At 69.8% G+C, this 17,877-nt stretch carries 16 protein-coding genes and 1 tRNA gene; 13 read left to right on the top strand and 4 right to left on the bottom strand.

Annotation, left to right across the window (positions count from 1 at the left end):
* Window positions 1–36 precede the first annotated feature (36 nt).
* The 4 genes from ACO2TI_RS20265 to ACO2TI_RS20250 all read left to right on the top strand — a co-directional run bounded on the left by ACO2TI_RS20265 (window position 37) and on the right by ACO2TI_RS20250 (window position 3,396).
* Entirely contained in the window at window positions 37–225 is a 189-nt protein-coding gene (locus ACO2TI_RS20265; protein ID WP_423286989.1) for a DUF2065 domain-containing protein, read from the top strand.
* A gap of 63 nt (window positions 226–288) precedes the next feature.
* A complete protein-coding gene (locus ACO2TI_RS20260) occupies window positions 289–1,455 on the top strand; it encodes an ATP phosphoribosyltransferase regulatory subunit (protein WP_423286988.1) in 1,167 nt (388 codons plus the stop codon).
* 35 nt (window positions 1,456–1,490) lie between these two features.
* Entirely contained in the window at window positions 1,491–2,837 is a 1,347-nt protein-coding gene (locus tag ACO2TI_RS20255) for an adenylosuccinate synthase (RefSeq protein WP_423286987.1), read from the top strand.
* Between the two features lie 37 nt (window positions 2,838–2,874).
* On the top strand, window positions 2,875–3,396 hold the full coding sequence (locus tag ACO2TI_RS20250; RefSeq protein ID WP_423286986.1) for a phosphoribosyltransferase: 522 nt from the start codon (window positions 2,875–2,877) through the stop codon (window positions 3,394–3,396).
* A gap of 170 nt (window positions 3,397–3,566) precedes the next feature.
* Here ACO2TI_RS20250 and ACO2TI_RS20245 read toward each other — a convergent pair.
* Window positions 3,567–3,651: transfer RNA gene (locus tag ACO2TI_RS20245), tRNA-Leu, on the bottom strand.
* 76 nt (window positions 3,652–3,727) lie between these two features.
* Here ACO2TI_RS20245 and rnr point away from each other — a divergent pair.
* Window positions 3,728–5,953, top strand: coding sequence for a ribonuclease R (gene rnr / locus ACO2TI_RS20240; protein ID WP_423286985.1), 2,226 nt, complete (start codon window positions 3,728–3,730; stop codon window positions 5,951–5,953).
* Window positions 5,954–5,963: 10 nt separating this feature from the next.
* Here the strand turns inward: rnr and ACO2TI_RS20235 are convergent, their stop codons facing one another.
* The 3 genes from ACO2TI_RS20235 to ACO2TI_RS20225 are packed head-to-tail and all read right to left on the bottom strand — an operon-like array spanning window position 5,964 to window position 10,187.
* Entirely contained in the window at window positions 5,964–7,523 is a 1,560-nt protein-coding gene (locus ACO2TI_RS20235; protein ID WP_423286984.1) for an NAD(P)H-hydrate dehydratase, read from the bottom strand.
* 25 nt (window positions 7,524–7,548) lie between these two features.
* Window positions 7,549–8,832, bottom strand: a complete 1,284-nt coding sequence (locus ACO2TI_RS20230) for an FAD-dependent oxidoreductase (RefSeq protein WP_423286983.1) — start codon at window positions 8,830–8,832, stop codon at window positions 7,549–7,551.
* On the bottom strand, window positions 8,829–10,187 hold the full coding sequence (locus ACO2TI_RS20225; RefSeq protein ID WP_423286982.1) for an amidase: 1,359 nt from the start codon (window positions 10,185–10,187) through the stop codon (window positions 8,829–8,831). The genes ACO2TI_RS20230 and ACO2TI_RS20225 overlap by 4 nt, the downstream gene beginning before the upstream one ends.
* Before the next feature lie 262 nt (window positions 10,188–10,449).
* Between ACO2TI_RS20225 and rpsB the strand changes: the two genes are divergently transcribed.
* The 8 genes from rpsB to rseP all read left to right on the top strand — a co-directional run bounded on the left by rpsB (window position 10,450) and on the right by rseP (window position 17,877).
* Window positions 10,450–11,190, top strand: a complete 741-nt coding sequence (gene rpsB, locus ACO2TI_RS20220) for a 30S ribosomal protein S2 (RefSeq protein ID WP_423286981.1) — start codon at window positions 10,450–10,452, stop codon at window positions 11,188–11,190.
* A 160-nt stretch (window positions 11,191–11,350) separates the two neighbouring features.
* Window positions 11,351–12,229, top strand: a complete 879-nt coding sequence (tsf, locus tag ACO2TI_RS20215) for a translation elongation factor Ts (RefSeq protein WP_423286980.1) — start codon at window positions 11,351–11,353, stop codon at window positions 12,227–12,229.
* Between the two features lie 115 nt (window positions 12,230–12,344).
* Window positions 12,345–13,055 (top strand): UMP kinase, encoded by a 711-nt coding sequence (gene pyrH, locus ACO2TI_RS20210; RefSeq protein ID WP_423286979.1) that lies wholly within the window; start codon window positions 12,345–12,347, stop codon window positions 13,053–13,055.
* Between the two features lie 48 nt (window positions 13,056–13,103).
* Complete coding sequence (gene frr, locus ACO2TI_RS20205) at window positions 13,104–13,664, top strand: ribosome recycling factor (protein WP_423286978.1); 561 nt, start codon at window positions 13,104–13,106, stop codon at window positions 13,662–13,664.
* 14 nt (window positions 13,665–13,678) lie between these two features.
* Window positions 13,679–14,437, top strand: coding sequence for a polyprenyl diphosphate synthase (gene uppS, locus ACO2TI_RS20200; protein ID WP_423286977.1), 759 nt, complete (start codon window positions 13,679–13,681; stop codon window positions 14,435–14,437).
* A gap of 5 nt (window positions 14,438–14,442) precedes the next feature.
* Complete coding sequence (locus tag ACO2TI_RS20195) at window positions 14,443–15,288, top strand: phosphatidate cytidylyltransferase (RefSeq protein WP_423286976.1); 846 nt, start codon at window positions 14,443–14,445, stop codon at window positions 15,286–15,288.
* Window positions 15,289–15,298: 10 nt separating this feature from the next.
* On the top strand, window positions 15,299–16,495 hold the full coding sequence (gene ispC / locus ACO2TI_RS20190) for a 1-deoxy-D-xylulose-5-phosphate reductoisomerase (RefSeq protein WP_423286975.1): 1,197 nt from the start codon (window positions 15,299–15,301) through the stop codon (window positions 16,493–16,495).
* Entirely contained in the window at window positions 16,492–17,877 is a 1,386-nt protein-coding gene (gene rseP / locus ACO2TI_RS20185; protein WP_423286974.1) for an RIP metalloprotease RseP, read from the top strand. Before ispC ends, rseP begins: the two co-directional genes overlap by 4 nt.

Raw genomic sequence — 17,877 nt, 5'->3', positions numbered from 1 at the left:
CGTGCCGCTTCGGTGCGGTGCGGCGCGTTGACGGCCATGTGGGACCTGCTGCTGCCCGCCTTCGCGCTGATGCTGGTGTTCGAAGGCTTGATGCCCTTCCTGAGTCCGAGGCGCTGGCGCGCGCTGTTCGAGCAGGTGACGCGGCTCACCGACGGCCAGCTGCGCTTCCTGGGCCTGGCGAGCATGCTCGTCGGGCTCGTGCTGCTGGCGGTGTTGGGCCGCTGATCCTCCGCAGGCGGGCCGGCGCGGCAGCGCCGGTACAATGCGCTTTTAACTCCGGGTCGTTGCATGACGTCTGCTTGGCTGCTGCCCGAGCACATCGCCGATGTGCTGCCATCGGAGGCGCGCCGCATCGAGGAGCTGCGTCGCGCGGTGCTGGACACCGCGCGTGCCCACGGCTATGAGCTGGTGATGCCGCCGCTTGTCGAGCACGTGGAGTCGCTGCTGTCGGGCACCGATCATGCACTGGACCTGCGCACCTTCAAGCTCGTCGACCAGCTCAGCGGCCGCATGCTCGGCGTGCGTGCGGACACGACGCCGCAAGTCGCGCGCATCGACGCCCACCTGCTCAACCGCGAGGGCCTGACCCGTCTGGCCTACTGCGGGCCGGTGCTGCATGCGCGTCCGGCCGCGCCGCACGCCACGCGCGAGCCGCTGCAGTTCGGCGCCGAGATCTACGGCCATGCCGGCCTCGAAGCCGACCTGGAGGCCCAGGACCTGGCGCTCGAATGCCTGGCGCGTGTCGGCGTCGACGGCGCTGTGCTCGATCTCGCCGATGCGCGCATCGTGCGCGGCCTGCTGGCCGGCATTGCGCTCGATGCACCGCGGCTCGAGGCCATCTATGCGGCACTGGCCGCCAAGGACGGCGCCGAGTTGCGCCACCTGAGCGCGGATCTGCCAGCCGAGGTTCGCGACGCACTGCGGGCGCTCGGCTCGCTGTACGGTTCCGATGAAGTCCTCGAAGCTGCGCGCCGCGTGCTCCCGGCGCGCGCGCTCATCACCGCCGCGCTCGACGACCTGGCGCTGCTCGCGCGCCATGCGCGCCAGGCGCACGCCTCGGTTCAGGTGGGCTTCGATCTCGCCGACCTCGGCGGCTACGGCTACTACACCGGCGCACGTTTCGCGATCTACGCGCGCGGCGCGAGCGACTCGCTGCTGCGCGGCGGCCGCTACGACGAGGTGGGCGCGGCGTTCGGCCGCAACCGTCCGGCGGTGGGCTTCAGCATGGACCTGAAGCGCCTGGCCGAGCTGGCTGCCGTCGATGGCCGGCGCGCGGCGATCCGCGCCCCGTGGGGCGGCGACGACGCCGACCTGCGAGCGCTGCTGCGCCGCCTGCGCCAGCAGGGCGAGACCGTGGTCTGCGTGCTGCCGGGGCACGAGCACGAGGTGCAGGAATTCGACTGCGACCGCGAGATCGTCGCGGTCGATGGTCATTGGGTGGTGCGCGCGCTGTGAGCGCGCCGCCGCCGCGATCTTCAGGACCGAACCAGATGGAAACCAGCAAGGCAGGGGTCACCGCGCGTGGCCGCAACGTGGTCGTCGTCGGCACGCAGTGGGGCGACGAGGGCAAGGGCAAGGTCGTCGACTGGCTGACCGATCACGCCGCCGCCGTGGCGCGCTTCCAGGGCGGCCACAATGCCGGCCACACGCTCGTGATCAACGGCAAGAAGACCGCGCTTCAGCTCATCCCTTCAGGCGTCATGCGTCCCGGTGTGGCGTGCTACATCGGCAACGGCGTGGTGGTCGATCCGACGCATCTGCTCGGCGAGATCGAGCGGCTCGAGGCCAACGGCGTCGAGGTGCGCTCGCGCCTGTTCATCAGCGAGTCTTGCCCCTTGATCCTGCCGTTCCATGTCGAGGTCGACAAGGCGCGCGAAACGCTGCGCGAAAGTTCGGGCGCCGGCAAGATCGGCACGACCGGCAAGGGCATCGGTCCGGCCTACGAGGACAAGGTCGCGCGACGTGCGTTGCGGGTGCAGGATCTCAAGCATCCCGAGCGCTTCGCCAAGAAGCTGCGCGAACTGCTCGATCTGCACAACTTCACGCTGCAGGGCTTCCTGGGTGCCCAGCCGCTGGAGTTCCAGCCGATCTTCGACCTCGCGATGAAGGTCGCCGAGCAGCTCAAGCCGATGATGGCCGACGTCGGCGTGCGCATCGACCAGACCAACCGCGCCGGCGGCAACGTGCTGTTCGAGGGCGCACAGGGCACGCTGCTGGACATCGATCACGGCACCTATCCCTACGTCACGTCGAGCAACTGCGTCGCCGGCAATGCGGCCGCGGGCTCGGGCGTGGGGCCGGACAAGCTGCACTACATCCTGGGCATCACCAAGGCCTACACGACGCGCGTGGGCTCGGGTCCGTTTCCCACCGAGCTGCCGATCGACGCGCCGGGCACCGTGGGTCACCACCTGTCGACGGTCGGCCAGGAGCGCGGCACGGTCACCGGCCGCGCGCGCCGCTGCGGCTGGCTCGACGCGGGGGCGCTCAAGCGCTCGATCCTCATCAACGGCATCTCGGGCCTGTGCATCACCAAGCTTGACGTGCTCGACGGCCTGGCCGAGATCAAGATGGGTGTGGGCTACGAACTCGACGGCGAGCGCATCGACATCCTGCCGCTCGACGCCGACGAGATCGTGCGCTGCAAGCCGATCTACGAGAGCTTTGCGGGCTGGACGGAAAGCACCGCCGGCCTGACGCGGTGGGATGCGCTGCCGCTCAATGCGCGCCGCTACCTTGAGCGCGTGCAGGCCTTCATCGGTGCGCCGATCGACATGGTCTCGACCGGGCCGGACCGCGATCACACGATTCTCCTGCGCCATCCCTACCAGGGCTGAGCCGCAGGCACACGAAACAGCCTGGAGCACCACCGCCATGCTCACCGACGACGGCAAGCACCTCTACGTTTCCTGGGACGAGTACCACCTGCTGACCGAGCGCCTGGCGCTCAAGGTGCACAACTCGGGCTGGGGCTTCGACCAGATCCTGTGCCTCGCCCGCGGCGGCATGCGCCCCGGCGACATCCTTTCGCGCGTGTTCGACAAGCCGCTGGCGATCATGTCGACGAGTTCCTACCGCGCCGAGGCCGGCACGATCCAGGGGCGCCTGGACATGGCCAAGTACATCACCATGCCCAAGGGCGACCTGGCCGGCCGCGTGCTGCTGGTCGACGATCTCTCCGACTCGGGCGTCACGCTCAAGGCCGTGGTGGAGCGCCTGCGCGGCATCCCCTCGATCAGCGAGCTGCGCTCGGCGGTGATCTGGGTCAAGGGCGTGTCCACCTACACCCCGGACTACTTCGTCGAGATGCTGCCCACGAGCCCGTGGATTCATCAGCCCTTCGAGGAGTACGACACGCTGCGCCCCGAAGGCATCGCCAAGAAGCTCGCGGTTTGACGGCGCGTTCCTGCACTGTCCGGATTGCGCGCCTTCTCGGCGCGCCCTCTCTGTGCACACCTCTCGGCGCACATTCACTGGCGCCATTCTTCGCGGGCATTCCTATTCCCATGCACGCGAAAGACGGGCAAACAAAAAGGCCAGCACTTTCGTGCTGGCCTTTTATCATCTGGTGCCCAGGAGAGGACTCGAACCTCCACGCCGTTAAGCGCTAGTACCTGAAACTAGTGCGTCTACCAATTCCGCCACCTGGGCAGGTACCGAAGACGGAGATCATAGCATTAAAAACGATAAAGACACAAGTGCCACCGCATTGGTCGGCACGGCCCTGATGAGTGAAGTCGATGGCACGGTACAGGGCCACCGCGACGGACACGGATTCGTCCAGCGCGACGACGGCGATGCCGACATCTATCTCTCGCCGCAGGAAATGCGCGCCGTCTTGCATCGCGACCGGGTGCGCGTGCGCATCATTCGCTACGACCGCAAGGGCCGCCCCGAGGGCCGCGTGCTGGAGATCATCGAGCGGCGCAAGGCGCCCATCATCGGACGCCTGCTGTTCGAAGGCGGCGTCTGGCTCGTCGCGCCGGAGGACAAGCGCTACGGCCAGGACATCCTGGTGCCCAAGAATGCGACCGCGAAGGCGCAGCCCGGGCAGGTGGTTGCGGTCGAGCTGACCGAGCCGCCGTCGCTGTACTCGCAGCCGGTCGGTCGCGTGACCGAGGTGCTCGGCGAGATCGACGATCCCGGCATGGAGATCGAGATCGCCGTGCGCAAGTACGAGGTGCCGCACCGCTTCTCCGCGGAGACGATGGCGCAGGCCGCCAAGCTGCCGGAGAAGCTGCGCCCGATCGACAAGAAGCATCGGATCGATCTCACCGACGTGGCGTTGGTGACCATCGACGGCGAAGATGCGCGCGACTTCGACGACGCGGTCTACTGCGAGCCGGCGAGCATCGGGCGCGTCAAGAAGCCCAACGCCTGGCGCCTGGTAGTCGCGATCGCCGACGTGAGCCACTACGTAAAGCCCGGCGAGGCACTCGACGACGACGCCTACGAGCGCGCCACCAGCGTCTATTTCCCGCGCCGTGTGATTCCCATGCTGCCGGAGAAGCTGTCGAACGGGCTGTGTTCGCTGAACCCGCTCGAAGAGCGGCTGGCGATGGTGTGCGACATGGTGATCAATGCCAGCGGCGAGATCCACGCCTACCAGTTCTTCCCGGCGGTGATCTGCTCGCATGCGCGCTTCACCTACACCGAGGTGGCGGCGATCCTCGCGAACACGCGCGGCCCGGAGGCGCAGCGCCGCAAGGAGCTCGTGCCGCACCTTTTGCATCTGCACGAGGTCTATCGTGCGCTGCTGAAGGCGCGCACCGCGCGCGGCGCGGTCGACTTCGAGACCACTGAGACGCAGATCGTCTGCGACGACAACGGCCGCATCGAGAAGATCGTCCCGCGCACCCGCAACGACGCGCACAAGCTGATCGAAGAAGCCATGCTTGCGGCCAACGTGTGCTCGGCCGACTTCATCGCCGGCGCCAAGCATCCGTCGCTGTACCGCGTGCACGAAGGGCCCACGCCCGAGAAGCGCGCGACGCTGCAGTCCTACCTGCGCGCGCTCGGACTCGGTCTGGGCGTCAGCGACGATCCCAAGCCCGGCGAGTTCCAGGCCTTGGCCGAGGCCACCAAGGACCGGCCCGACGCGCAGCAGATCCACAGCATGCTGCTGCGCTCGATGCAGCAGGCGATCTACACGCCGATCAACAGCGGCCACTTCGGCTTGGCCTACAGCGCCTACACGCACTTCACGAGCCCGATCCGCCGCTACCCCGACCTGCTCGTGCATCGCGTCATCAAGGCGCTGCTCGGCGCGCGCCGCTACCACCTGCATGCACCCGAGCTGGCCAGTTCTGCGGTGCACACGCGTCCCGCGCGGCGCGGCAGCGCGCGCGCGGGCGCCGACGTGGCCAAGGGCGAACTCAAGCCCGGCAGCCCGGAGCTGCAGATGTGGGAAGCCGCCGGCGCGCACTGCAGCGCCAACGAGCGGCGCGCCGACGAGGCCTCGCGCGACGTCGAGGCCTGGCTCAAGTGCAAGTTCATGCGCGAGCATTTGGGCGAGGAGTACTCGGGTGCCGTGACGGCGGCGACGAGCTTCGGCCTTTTCGTCACGCTCGACGAACTCTACGTCGAGGGCCTGGTGCACATCACCGAGCTGGGCGGCGAGTATTTCCGCTTCGACGAGGTCCGCCAGGAGCTGCGCGGCGAACGCACCGGCGTTCGCTATGCCGTGGGCAGCCGCGTGCGGGTTCAGGTCAGCCGCGTCGACCTCGACGGTCGCAAGATCGACTTCCGCCTCGTGCGCGACGGCCTGGCCGCGATGCCCAAGTCGGTGCGCGAGCGCGCTCACGGCAGTGCCAGCGCGGCGCTCGATGCCGTCAAGGCCACCGACCGGGTGCACAAGCGCGCCGCCAAAGCGGCCGGCGCGAAGACCGCGGCCAGGTCGCGCGGCGCCGGCAACCCGGCTGCTGCCAAGTCCGGCAAGCGCGCGCGCCGCTGACCCGCGAGGCTCAGAGCGGCCGGCCGGCGAGCATCGCCAGCTGGCTGCTGGGCACCATCGGCCCATGGCGCCGTACGGCCCAGGTGTCCGCCAGGGCGCCGTGGCTCGCCACCATCTCCCGCGCGGCGATCAGGGCCTGTGCCGCCGCCGACACGTCGGTGGCGCGGCCGCCGGCCATCCAGCCGCCGCCGATCATTCCGGCCAGCACGTCGCCGCTGCCCGCGTTGGCCAGCGCGGCATTGCCGGTGGCATTGATCGATGGCGCCGACCACGGCGCCGCGACGACTGTGCCCGAGCCCTTGAGCACCACGACCGCGCGCGTGCGGTCGGCGAGCTGCTGCGCGGCGGCCAGGCGGTCTGACTGCACGGCCTCGGTCGTGGAACCGAGCAGCCGCGCCGCCTCGAGCGGGTGCGGCGTGAGCACCGTCGCGCGCCCGGCCGCGGCCCGTGCGACGAGCTGGGCCGCGAGCATCGGGTCGGTGGCGACGGCATTGAGCGCGTCGGCATCGAGCACGAGCCGCGGCGCGCGCGCCAGCACGCGCGACAGCGCCGAGCGCACGACTTCGCCGCCACCGCAGCCGCACACCACCGTCGCGTGATCGATCGGCGATGTCGTCCAGTCGCGCATCATCAGTTCCGGCGCGCCGGGATCGAACTCGACCGGACCTTCGAGCGGCGAGACGAAGACGCGCCCAGCACCGGTGAGCGCGGCCGCGCGGCCGGCAAGACGCACGGCGCCACCCATCGTGGCCGCACCGCCGATCACGACGACGTCGCCGTAGCTGCCCTTGTGGCTGGCATGCGGGCGCTCGGCGGCGGCTGCGGCGCGGCAGACGAGCCATGCATCGACGGGGTGCTCGTGCGCCACGCCGAGATCGTCGAACCAGACTGTGCCGACATGGTCGCGGCCGTGGGCGGTGAAGAGTCCGGGCTTGAGCGTCAGCAGCGCAAGCGTGTGGGTGGCGCGCACGCAGGGCGCGGCCTCCTTGTCGGCGTGCTGCAGCCAGCCGGTGTCAGCATCCAGCCCCGAGGGCAGATCGACCGACAAGATGGCGCAGGGAAGGGCATTGAGTGCCGCAATGGCGTCGGCCAGCGGGCGGCTCGGCGCACGGTTGCGGCGGCCCAGGCCGAGCAGGGCATCGATTGCGAGATCGTGTGGCCCGAGCGGCGGCGGATCGAGCGCGCGCGTAATGGCGACGCCGGCCGCGCGTGCGCGCTCGAGCGCGATCGATGCATCGGGCGGAAGCCGCGCCGTGTCTGCCGCCAGCAGGCTCACGTGGACCTGCGCACCTGCGGCGGCCAGCATCGCCGCACATTCGAGACCGTCGCCGCCGTTGTTGCCGGGGCCGGCGACGATCCAGACGCGCCGCGCGTGCGGCGCGATGGCGCGGGCGAGCCGTTCGAGCGCCTGCGCCGCACGCTCCATCAGGGTGTGAGGCGGCACCGCGTGCTGGGCAGCGGACTCGATCGCTCGCGACGCGGCGGTCTTGTACAGCGGCCAGCGTTCGGGTCCGGCCGGCCCTTGCGGACCAACGATGAAGCGCGGTGCGCGCACTGGCAAGCTGGGCATGCGGCGAGCTTAGCGCCGCCTCGGCTCAGCTGGCTTCCTTCAACGGGTCGAAGGCGCGAATCGGCTCTGCGCCGCTCAGTTGACGCGTCAATTGCTGGGCGCTGCCGCAGGCCAGGCTCCAGCCGTGATCGCCGTGCCCGAGGTTGAACCACAACCCGGGCAGCCGCGGTGCGGCGCCGATGCGCGGCAGGCCGTCGGCCATGGTGGGTCGCGCACCGCTCCACAGCTGCGGGCGCGCGAGATGCGCGGCGCCGGGGAACCAGTCGTCGAGCACGCGGTAGAGCAACTCGACCGTCTTGCGTCGCGGCTGCGACGACTCGCTGCCGAGTTCGTGGCCGCCGCTGACCCGCAGGCGCGTGCCCAGGCGGCTGAGTGTGACGCCGCGTTCGGGGTCCACGACCGCGCTGCGCGGGCCGCGCTCGGGGCTGCGCAGCGGCACGGTCAGCGCGCAGCCGTGGACGGCTTGCAGCGGGAGATGCACGCCCAGCGGCTGCAACAGCCGTCGCGACTCGGTCCCGGCGCAGACGACGATCGCGTCGAAGGCTTCCTCGGCGACCGGATCGAGGTAGCGCGCGGCCGCATGCGCGCGCTGGAGCATCACGCGGCGCGCTTCGGCCGCGCCGTTGGCCGCGGCGAGCCGGCTGGTCGCAAAGCCGGTCGTCAGCGCCAGCTGCTCGGAGCGCAGGCTCGGCCGGGCGCCGGGCGTGATGGCGTGCACGGTCGTGGCGAAGCGGAAGTCGACGCCCAGGTCCTCGGCGGCGTCGCGCAACAGGTGCGCGACCTGGCGGCAGTTGCCGACTTCGTCGCCCGTCACGAGCAGGCCGCCGGCCGGCTCGCGCAGGCCGTTGAGTCCCGGCTCCACGCTCAGGCACTGGCCGGGCTCGAGCCGGCGAGCGGCGATGCCCAGATGCGCCCACGCCTGGGCGCGTGCCTCGAGCGCGGCATCGTTCGAGAACAGGTGCAGCACGCCGGTGCTGCGTTCGTAGTCGAGCTGCAGCTGCTGGCGCAGCTCGCCCAGGCGCGCCTGGCTGGCGCGAGCCAGTTCGACCAGCGCAGCGATCGCCTCGTCGCTGCGTCGTTCGCTGCGTCGGCGTGCCCACAACCAGCGCGCGCTGTCGGGCGTCAGCGACCAGCGCGGGGATTCGCGCAATTCGAGCCCGGCGACGGCGACCAGCCCGCCGGTGCCGAAGCTGGCATCGGCGGCGACGCCGCTGCGCCGCTCGTAGACCGTGACGTCGTGGCCCGCGCGTGCCAGCTCGTAGGCACTGGTGACGCCGACGATGCCGGCGCCGATGACGGCGACCTTCATGAGTGCGCCGCGCTGGCGAGCGCCGCCTCGACGGCCGATGCCGTGTCCAGCAGCGCATCGTCGGCATCGCCGCGCGCCCACAGCATCAAGCCCACCGGCGCCGCGCCCGGCGCCTGGCAGGGCAGCGACAGTGCGCAGCCGTCGAGCAGGTTGACGACCGAAGGGTTGCGCAGCAGCTGGGCGTTGGCGGCGAAGAAGGCTTCGTCGCTGGCTTCGAGGTCGGCGATCGGTGGCGGCATCAGCGGGACGGTGGGGCTGAGCAGGGCATCGAAGCCCCGCATGGCATGGTGCATGCGCGAGATCCAGTCGGCGCGGGCGCGCCGCAATTCGAGGTAATCGGTGGCGCTCATCGACGCGCCGCGCCGAATGCGCAGCGCCACGCGCGGGTCGTAGCGAGATTCGTGCTCGGCCAGCAACGTGCGGTGCCAGTGCCATGCCTCGGCCGCGGAGAAGCCGCCGCTGGCGTTGATGGCCGCCACCTCGCCGAGCTCGGTCAGGGCGATCTCCTCGACCCGGGCGCCGGCACGGCGCAGCTGCTCCAGCGCCCGATCGAAGGCGCGGGCCACGGCAGGATCGAGGCCATCGGGCATCAGCGTCGTGGGCACCGCGAAGCGCGTCGCGGCGAGCGGTCGGCCGGCGAGCGACACGGTGCGCGCGGCCAGCACCTCGTGCAACAGGATCGCGTCGCGCACCGACCGGGTGATCGCGCAGGCGGTGTCGAGCGTGGTCGACAGCGGTACGGCGCCATCGGTCGGCACCCGCGCTGCCGTGGACTTGAAGCCGACCAGGCCTTGGAGCGCCGCGGGAATGCGAATCGAACCGCCGGTGTCGGAGCCGAGCGCGGCCCAGGCCGCGCCCGCGGCGACCGATACGGCCGCGCCCGAACTGGAGCCGCCGGGGATGCGCGGCGCCGCGTCCAGCGCGCGCCACGGCACGTTGGCGGGCGTGGGGTGGTGCGGGTTCAGGCCAACCCCGGAGAAGGCGAACTCGGTCATGTGCGTGCGCCCGATCAGCGCCGCACCGGCTGACCGCAGCCGCGCTACCGCGGGTGCGTCGGTCGGCGCCGGCGCATGCCCGGCGAGCACCGTCGAGCCTGCGGTCGTGACCTGACCGGCGACATCGAAGAGGTCCTTCACGCTCACCGCCAGCCCGGCGAGCGGCGGCAGCGGCGCGCCATGGCGGTGTTGGGCGTCGACCGCCGCGGCGGTCGCGCGCGCGGCCTCGGCGTCGAGCTGCAGGAAGGCGCCTGCGGCGTACCGTCCCGCCGCGGCCCGCAGGCTGCGCTCGATCTCGGCGAGCGCGCTGCTGCGGCCTTGATGGATGCGCACGCGGGTGGCGATCAGGTCGTCATCCATCGTGCTGCATATCCACGGTGCTATACTCTTTGGGTTTACCCGGGCAGGGGCTTTGCGATCCAGCAGGATCGCAGTCAATGCCCAGGTGACTCGGTGACGGTTTCGAGAGGGCTTTCGCGAGGAAGCCGCTGGATGGAGCTGGCATCGGCAATTCGCGAATCAGGCCACCCAAGGTGTTGCGCGCGCCACGCATTCGAGATGAATCGGATGCAACCGCATGCAATCAGCGCCGGATTCTAGACCCAACCTTTTAGGAGTTCTCATGTCCTACAGCATGCGTGAAATGCTGGAAGCGGGTGTGCATTTCGGCCACCAGACGCGCTTCTGGAACCCGAAGATGGCGCCGTTCATCTTTGGCCACCGCAACAAGATCCACATCATCAACCTCGAGAAGACGCTGCCGCTCTTCGAGGAAGCGATGAAGTTCGTGCGCCAGATCGCGAGCAAGCGCGGCACGATCCTGATGGTCGGCACCAAGCGCCAGGCGCGCGAGGTGGTCGCGCAGGAAGCCCTGCGCGCCGGCATGCCCTATGTCGACCAGCGTTGGCTTGGCGGCATGCTGACCAACTTCAAGACCGTCAAGGGTTCGCTGAAGAAGCTCAAGGACATGCAGGCCCAGGTCGAGGCCGGCACCCAGCCCGCGATCAAGAAGGAAGCGCTGATGTTCCAGCGCGAGATCGCCAAGCTGGAAAAGGACATCGGCGGCATCCAGAACATGAATGCGCTGCCGGACGCGATCTTCGTGATCGACGTCGGCTACCACAAGATCGCCATCGCCGAGGCCAAGAAGCTGGGCATTCCGGTCATCGGCGTGGTGGACACGAACCACTCGCCGGACGGCATCGACTACGTGATCCCGGGCAACGATGACTCGGCCAAGGCCGTCGTGCTGTACGCGCGCGCCGTCGCCGATGCCGTGCTCGAAGGCAAGGCCAACGCCGTCAACGACGTGGTCGCCGCTGCCCAGGGCGGCGACGAGTTCGTCGAAGTCGACGCCGCCTGACCGGCCGGCCCGCCCGCACGGCGTCCCCCGCCGAGCGGCGGCCGCGCGATGACGTAAGGGGCTGAGCGATCAGCCCCTTCGTCCATCCGGACCCTTCACACCGATCCCGAATCGAAACCGGCCGCGCCTCGAGGCGCGGCCGCATCCAAGGAGTCAAGCAATGCCCGCAATCACCGCCAGCATGGTGGCCGAACTTCGCGCCAAGACCGATGCGCCGATGATGGAGTGCAAGAAGGCCCTCACCGAAGCCGACGGCGACCTCAACAAGGCCGAAGAGATCCTGCGCGTCAAGCTCGGCAACAAGGCCAGCAAGGCCGCCTCGCGCGTGACCGCCGAAGGCATCGTCGCCGTGCACATCGACGGCACCACCGGTGCGCTCGTCGAGATCAACTGCGAGACCGACTTCGTCTCGAAGAACGACGACTTCCTCGCCTTCGGCAAGAAGATCGCCGAACTCGTCGCGACCAAGAACCCGGCCGACGTTACCGCCCTGTCGGCGCTCGAGATCGACGGCGCGACCGTCGAGGCCACGCGTTCGGCGCTGATCGGCAAGATCGGCGAGAACATGTCGATCCGCCGCTTCAAGCGCTTCTCGGGCGACGCCAAGCTGGCCAGCTACCTGCACGGCACGCGAATCGGCGTCGTGGTCGAGTACACCGGCGATGACGTGGCCGCCAAGGACGTTGCGATGCACGTGGCCGCGATGAAGCCGGTCGCGCTGTCGTCGGCCGACGTGCCGGCCGAGCTGATCGAGAAGGAGCGCAGCGTCGCCAACGCCAAGGCCGCCGAGTCGGGCAAGCCGGCCGACATCGTCGCCAAGATGGTCGAGGGCTCGGTGCAGAAGTACCTCAAGGAGGTCTCGCTGTTCAACCAGGCCTTCGTCAAGAACGACAAGCAGACCGTCGAGCAGATGCTCAAGGCCGCCAACACCACGGTGAAGGGCTTCACCCTCTACGTGGTGGGCGAGGGCATCGAGAAGAAGGTCGACGACTTCGCCGCCGAAGTCGCGGCCCAGGTCGCTGCCGCCAAGGGCCAGTAAGCCCGCACCCAGACGGCGCGCCGAAGGCGGTGGAACCCCGCCCGGCGCGCCGTGTCGCATCTTCTACACTCTGCCCCCACCGATCGGCCCACGCGCCGTGTTTCGGAGTCCCTGAATGCCCGCGTACCAGCGCATCCTGCTCAAGCTGTCCGGTGAGGCCCTGATGGGCGACGATGCCTACGGCATCAACCGCGCCACCATCGTTCGCATGGTGCGCGAGATCCAGGAAATCACGCAGCTGGGCTGCGAGGTCGCGGTCGTGATCGGCGGCGGCAACATCTTCCGCGGCGTCGCCGGCGGCTCGGTCGGCATGGACCGCGCCACGGCCGACTACATGGGCATGCTGGCCACCGTGATGAACTCGCTCGCGCTGGCCGACACGATGCGCCAGGAGGGCATGACCGCGCGCGTGATGAGCGCAATCAGCATCGAGCAGGTGGTCGAGCCCTACGTGCGGCCCAAGGCGCTGCAGTACCTCGAAGAGGGCAAGGTGGTTGTCTTCGCCGCCGGCACCGGCAACCCTTTCTTCACCACCGACACCGCGGCGGCGCTGCGCGGCGCCGAGATCGGCGCGCAGGTGGTCCTCAAGGCCACCAAGGTCGACGGCGTCTACACCGCCGATCCGAACAAGTACCCCGACGCCACGCGCTATACCAAGATCAGCTTCGACGAGGCCATCAGCAAGAACCTGGCGGTGATGGACGCGACCGCGTTCGCGCTGTGCCGCGACCAGAAGCTGCCGATCAAGGTGTTCTCGATCTTCAAGCCCGGTGCGCTCAAGCGCGTCGTGATGGGCGAGGACGAGGGCACGCTGGTGCATGTCTGAGCGCCTCTCGTTGAGCGCCTTCACGTTGTCGATATCGAAAGCACGATCATGAGCATCGCCGACATCCGCAAGAACTTCGAGCAGAAGACCGCCAAAACGGTCGAGGCCTTCAAGCACGAGCTGACCAAGATCCGCACCGGCCGCGCGCACACGGGCCTTCTGGATCAGGTGCATGTCGAGTACTACGGCTCGATGGTGCCGCTGAGCCAGGTCGCCAACGTGACCCTGCTCGACGCGCGCACGATCGGCGTGCAGCCCTGGGAGAAGGGCATGGGCGCCAAGATCGAGAAAGCGATCCGCGAGAGCGACCTCGGCCTGAACCCGGCCTCGCAAGGCGACTTGCTGCGCGTGCCGATGCCGGCGCTGACCGAGGAGCGCCGCAAGGAGCTGACCAAGGTCGTGCGCCACGCCGGCGAGGAAGCCAAGATCGCCGTGCGCAACCTGCGCCGCGACGCCAACGAGCACGCCAAGAAGCTCGCCAAGGACAAGCAGATCACCGAGGACGACGAGCGCCGCTCGGGTGAAGAAATCCAGAAGCTCACCGACAAGACGATTGCCGAGATCGACAAGCTCGTTCACGGCAAGGAAGCCGAGATCCTGGCGGTCTGAGCGGACTGCCCGACGTGTCGCTGTTCAAGCCCCGCGCACCGGTCGTGCCCGCCATTCCGCGCCACATCGCCGTCGTGATGGACGGCAACGGCCGCTGGGCCAACCGCCGCCTGATGCCCCGCTTCTTCGGCCACAAGCACGGCGTCGATGCGTTGGTGCGCACCGTGCAGGCCTGCGCCGATCGCGGCGTCGAGTACCTCACGGTGTTCGCTTTCTCCAGCGAGAACTGGAAGCGCCCCGAGGAGGAGGTCTCCGGCCTGATGAGCCTGGTGCTTGTGGCGGTGTCCAACTATCTGCGCAAGCTCGCCAGCGAAGGCGTGCGCATCCGCATCGTCGGCGACCGCAGCAAGGTCTCCGACAAGGTCCGCGCAGCCTGGGACGAGGCCGAGGCGGTGACGCGCCATAACACGCGCATCACGCTGTCAGTCGCGTTCAACTACGGCGGCCGCTGGGACATCGTGCAGGCCTGCCGCCGCGCGATCGAAGCTGGCGTGCCTGCCGAGGCGCTCACTGAAGCGCGCCTCGGCGAGTTCATGGCCATGGCCTATGCGCCCGATCCGGACTTGTTCATCCGCACCGGCGGCGAGGTGCGCATCTCCAACTTCCTGTTGTGGCAGACGGCCTATGCCGAGCTGCATTTCACCGACTGCCTCTGGCCCGACTTCGACGAGGCCGAACTCGACCGCGCCATCGCCGCCTACGCGCAGCGCGATCGGCGCTTCGGCGGCGTGAAGCCGTCTCCCGCCGCAGTCGCGGCCGCCAACGACGCCTGACCGAGATGCTGCGCCAGCGCATCCTGACGGCGGTGCTGCTGCTCGCGCTGCTGCTGCCGGCCGTGTTCGCGTCGTCGCCCCAGCCTTTCGCCCTTCTGGCGCTGGTCGCCATCGGCGCGGCCGGCTGGGAATGGGCGCGCCTGAACGGTTGGCCGGGCGCGCGCGCGGTCGCGCTCGGCGTGGTGGTCGCGCTCGGCGCGGTGCTCATCTGGTGGGTGGCTCGCGGTCCGGCGGCCGACGTCACCTGGCTCTGGTGGCTGGCGGTGCTGTGGTGGGTCGCCGGTGGCTCGCTCGTGCTCGCGCGCGGCGTTGCTCGCTGGCCCGACTGGCCGGTGGCCATGCGCTGCCTGCTGGGCATCGTGCTGCTGTGGGCGGCCGGGCTGGCCCTGGCGACGGCGCGCGCGCGTGGCGTCAATTTCCTGCTGTCGGTGTTCGCGCTGGTCTGGGTGGCCGACGTGGCGGCCTATTTCGGCGGCCGCGCGTTCGGCCGCCGCAAGCTCGCCCCCGCGATCAGCCCCGGCAAGAGCTGGGAGGGTGTCTGGAGCGGCCTGGTCGCGGTGATCGTGCTGGCGCTGGCATGGGTCGCCTTCGATCGTGCCTACGCCGCAACGATCGACGGCGCCAGCCTGTTTTCCGAACTGCGCGCGCGCGGCGGACTGGTCGTGCTCGTGCTCGCGGTGGTGTTCCTGGCCGCGCTGAGTGTGGTGGGCGACTTGTTCGAGTCGCTCGTCAAGCGCAGCGCCGGCGCCAAGGACAGCAGCGGCCTGCTGCCCGGCCATGGCGGCGTGCTCGACCGCATCGACGCGCTGCTGCCGGTTTTCCCGGTCGCGCTGGCGCTGATTTCGCTTTAGGTTTGATCCGATGACTACTCTTCGCCAGCGCATCTGCGTGCTCGGCGCCACCGGCTCCATCGGCGCCAGCACGCTCGACGTGATCGCGCGCCACCCGGACCGCTACGAAGCGTTCGCGCTGACGGCGGCGAGCCGCGTCGACGAACTGGCCGAACTGTGCCGACGCTTCCGACCGCGCTTTGCCGCGATGCCGGGCCAGGCCCAGGCGCGGGCGCTGCGCGCCGCGCTGGCCGACACCGACACCGAGGTGCTCGACGGCGCGCAGGCGCTCGCCGACCTGGCCGCCCATCCGCAGGTCGACGCGGTGATGGCGGCGATCGTCGGTGCGGCCGGACTGGCGCCATGCCTGGCGGCCGCGCGTGCCGGCAAGCGGCTGCTGCTGGCCAACAAGGAAGCGCTGGTGGTCGGCGGCGAGCTGTTCATGCGCGCGGTCGAGGAGGGCGCAGCGACGCTGCTGCCGATCGACAGCGAGCATTCGGCGATCTTCCAGTGCCTGCCGGAAGACCGTTCCGCCTGGGACGCGCGCATCGACCACATCGTCCTCACCGCCTCGGGCGGGCCGTTTCGCACCCGTGCGCCGCACACGCTGCGTGACGTGACGCCGGACGAGGCCTGCGCGCATCCGAACTGGGTCATGGGCCGCAAGATCTCGGTCGACTCGGCCACGATGATGAACAAGGCGCTCGAGGTCATCGAAGCGCGCTGGCTGTTCGGGCTCGCGCCCGAGCGCGTGCGGGTGGTGATCCATCCGCAAAGCATCATCCATTCGATGGTCGTGTGCCGCGATGCCTCCGTGCTGGCCCAGCTCGGCACGCCGGACATGCGCGTGCCCATCGCCTACGGCCTGGCGTGGCCCGAGCGCATCGAAAGCGGCGCCGCGACGCTCGATTTCGCCACGCTGCGCGACCTGAGCTTCGAGGTCGCCGATGCCGAGCGCTTTCCGGGCCTGCAGCTTGCCTGGCAGGCATTGACGGCGGCGCCGGGCAGCACGGCGGTGCTCAATGCGGCCAACGAGGTCGCGGTGGCGGCCTTCCTCGAGCGGCGCATCCGCTTTGACCAGATCCATGCCGTCAACGCCGACACGTTGTCGGCGCTGTCCATCGAGCCGGGCGCCACGGCTTCGCTCGAGTCGCTGATCGAGTTGGATGCGCGCAGCCGCGCGGCCGCCGAGCAGCAGGTGAGCGCGCTTCGGAGAACGGCACGATGACCACGGTTCTTGCGTTCATCGTCACGCTGGCGATCCTGATCGTCGTGCATGAGTGGGGCCACTACCGCGTGGCCGTGGCCTGCGGCGTGAAGGTGCTGCGCTTTTCGATCGGCTTCGGCCGCCCGCTGTGGCGGCGTCAGCGCGGCGAGACCGAATTCGTCGTGGCCGCGCTGCCGCTGGGCGGCTACGTGAAGATGCTCGACGAACGCGAAGAGGCGGTCGATCCGTCCGAGCTGCACCGCGCGTTCAACCGCCAGCCCCTGCTGCGCCGTGCCGCGATCGTGATTGCCGGCCCGGCCGCCAACCTGCTGCTGGCAGTGGCGCTGTACGCGGTCGCCGGCTGGATCGGCACCGAGGAGCCGCGCGCGCTGCTGTCGACGCCGGCCAGCGGCAGCTTGGCCGAGCAGGCCGGCCTGCGCTCCGGCGACTGGGTGCGCGCCAGCAGCGCAGGGGATGCCGACCGCGACGGCGACTGGGACGAGATCGATTCCTTCAGCGACCTGCGCTGGAAGCTGACGCAATCGACGCTGGCCGGCGATGACCTGTGGCTGCGCGTGACCGACGCCGACGGGCGCCACGAGCGCGACGTGCGCCTCGCGCTGTCGACGCTCGGTGCGCGCGAAGCGGATGCGGCGCTGCTCAAGCGCATCGGCATCGGCTCGCCGTTCGGCGAACCGGTGATCGGCAAGGTCGTGCCCGACGGTCCGGCCGACCGCGCCGGCCTGCGTGCCGGCGATCGCGTGCTGTCGGTCGACGGCGAGGCGATGCCCGATGCGGCCCGCGTGCGCGAGCGCATCCGCGCCGCGGCGCGCGAGGGCCGCCCCCTGCCGATGACCTGGCTGGTGCAGCGCGGCGGCGACGCAGCGGCCGAGCCGATCGAACTCGAGGTTGAGCCCCAGATGCAGGGCGAGGGCGAGCAGCGTGTCGCGCGCATCGAGGCCTTTGTCGGCGGGGCGCCGGAGATGGTGCTGGTGCGCCAGGGCGCGCTCGAAGGCATCGGCTACGGCTTTCGCCGCATGATCGACGTGTCGAGCCTGAGCCTGCGCATGCTTGGCAAGATGCTGATCGGCGAGGCCTCGCTGCGCAACCTCAGCGGGCCGCTGACGATCGCCGACTACGCGGGTCAATCCGCCGAGCTCGGCCTGGCCTACTACCTGGGCTTTCTCGCGCTGGTCAGCGTCAGCCTCGGCGTGCTGAATCTGCTGCCGCTGCCGATGCTCGATGGCGGGCACCTCATGTATTATCTTTTTGAAGGAGTGACAGGGCGGCCGGTCTCCGAGGTGTGGCTCGATCGGCTGCAGCGAGGCGGCCTCGCGATCATGGTCCTGATGATGTCACTCGCCCTCTACAACGATCTGGCCCGGCTGCTGGGCCTGCATTGA

The sequence above is a fragment of the Caldimonas sp. KR1-144 genome (assembly GCF_049446155.1).
Taxonomy (GTDB): Bacteria; Pseudomonadota; Gammaproteobacteria; order Burkholderiales; family Burkholderiaceae_C; genus Rivibacter.
This window is presented reverse-complemented; position numbering and strand designations above follow the sequence as displayed.

Coding starts and splice junctions, on each gene's coding strand:
- ACO2TI_RS20265 (WP_423286989.1), top strand. CDS start 37: ATGTGGGACCTGCTGCTGCCCGCCTTCGCGCTGATGCTGGTGTTCGAA.
- ACO2TI_RS20260 (WP_423286988.1), top strand. CDS start 289: ATGACGTCTGCTTGGCTGCTGCCCGAGCACATCGCCGATGTGCTGCCA.
- ACO2TI_RS20255 (WP_423286987.1), top strand. CDS start 1,491: ATGGAAACCAGCAAGGCAGGGGTCACCGCGCGTGGCCGCAACGTGGTC.
- ACO2TI_RS20250 (WP_423286986.1), top strand. CDS start 2,875: ATGCTCACCGACGACGGCAAGCACCTCTACGTTTCCTGGGACGAGTAC.
- rnr (WP_423286985.1), top strand. CDS start 3,728: ATGAGTGAAGTCGATGGCACGGTACAGGGCCACCGCGACGGACACGGA.
- ACO2TI_RS20235 (WP_423286984.1), bottom strand. CDS start 7,523: ATGCCCAGCTTGCCAGTGCGCGCACCGCGCTTCATCGTTGGTCCGCAA.
- ACO2TI_RS20230 (WP_423286983.1), bottom strand. CDS start 8,832: ATGAAGGTCGCCGTCATCGGCGCCGGCATCGTCGGCGTCACCAGTGCC.
- ACO2TI_RS20225 (WP_423286982.1), bottom strand. CDS start 10,187: ATGGATGACGACCTGATCGCCACCCGCGTGCGCATCCATCAAGGCCGC.
- rpsB (WP_423286981.1), top strand. CDS start 10,450: ATGTCCTACAGCATGCGTGAAATGCTGGAAGCGGGTGTGCATTTCGGC.
- tsf (WP_423286980.1), top strand. CDS start 11,351: ATGCCCGCAATCACCGCCAGCATGGTGGCCGAACTTCGCGCCAAGACC.
- pyrH (WP_423286979.1), top strand. CDS start 12,345: ATGCCCGCGTACCAGCGCATCCTGCTCAAGCTGTCCGGTGAGGCCCTG.
- frr (WP_423286978.1), top strand. CDS start 13,104: ATGAGCATCGCCGACATCCGCAAGAACTTCGAGCAGAAGACCGCCAAA.
- ACO2TI_RS20195 (WP_423286976.1), top strand. CDS start 14,443: ATGCTGCGCCAGCGCATCCTGACGGCGGTGCTGCTGCTCGCGCTGCTG.
- ispC (WP_423286975.1), top strand. CDS start 15,299: ATGACTACTCTTCGCCAGCGCATCTGCGTGCTCGGCGCCACCGGCTCC.
- rseP (WP_423286974.1), top strand. CDS start 16,492: ATGACCACGGTTCTTGCGTTCATCGTCACGCTGGCGATCCTGATCGTC.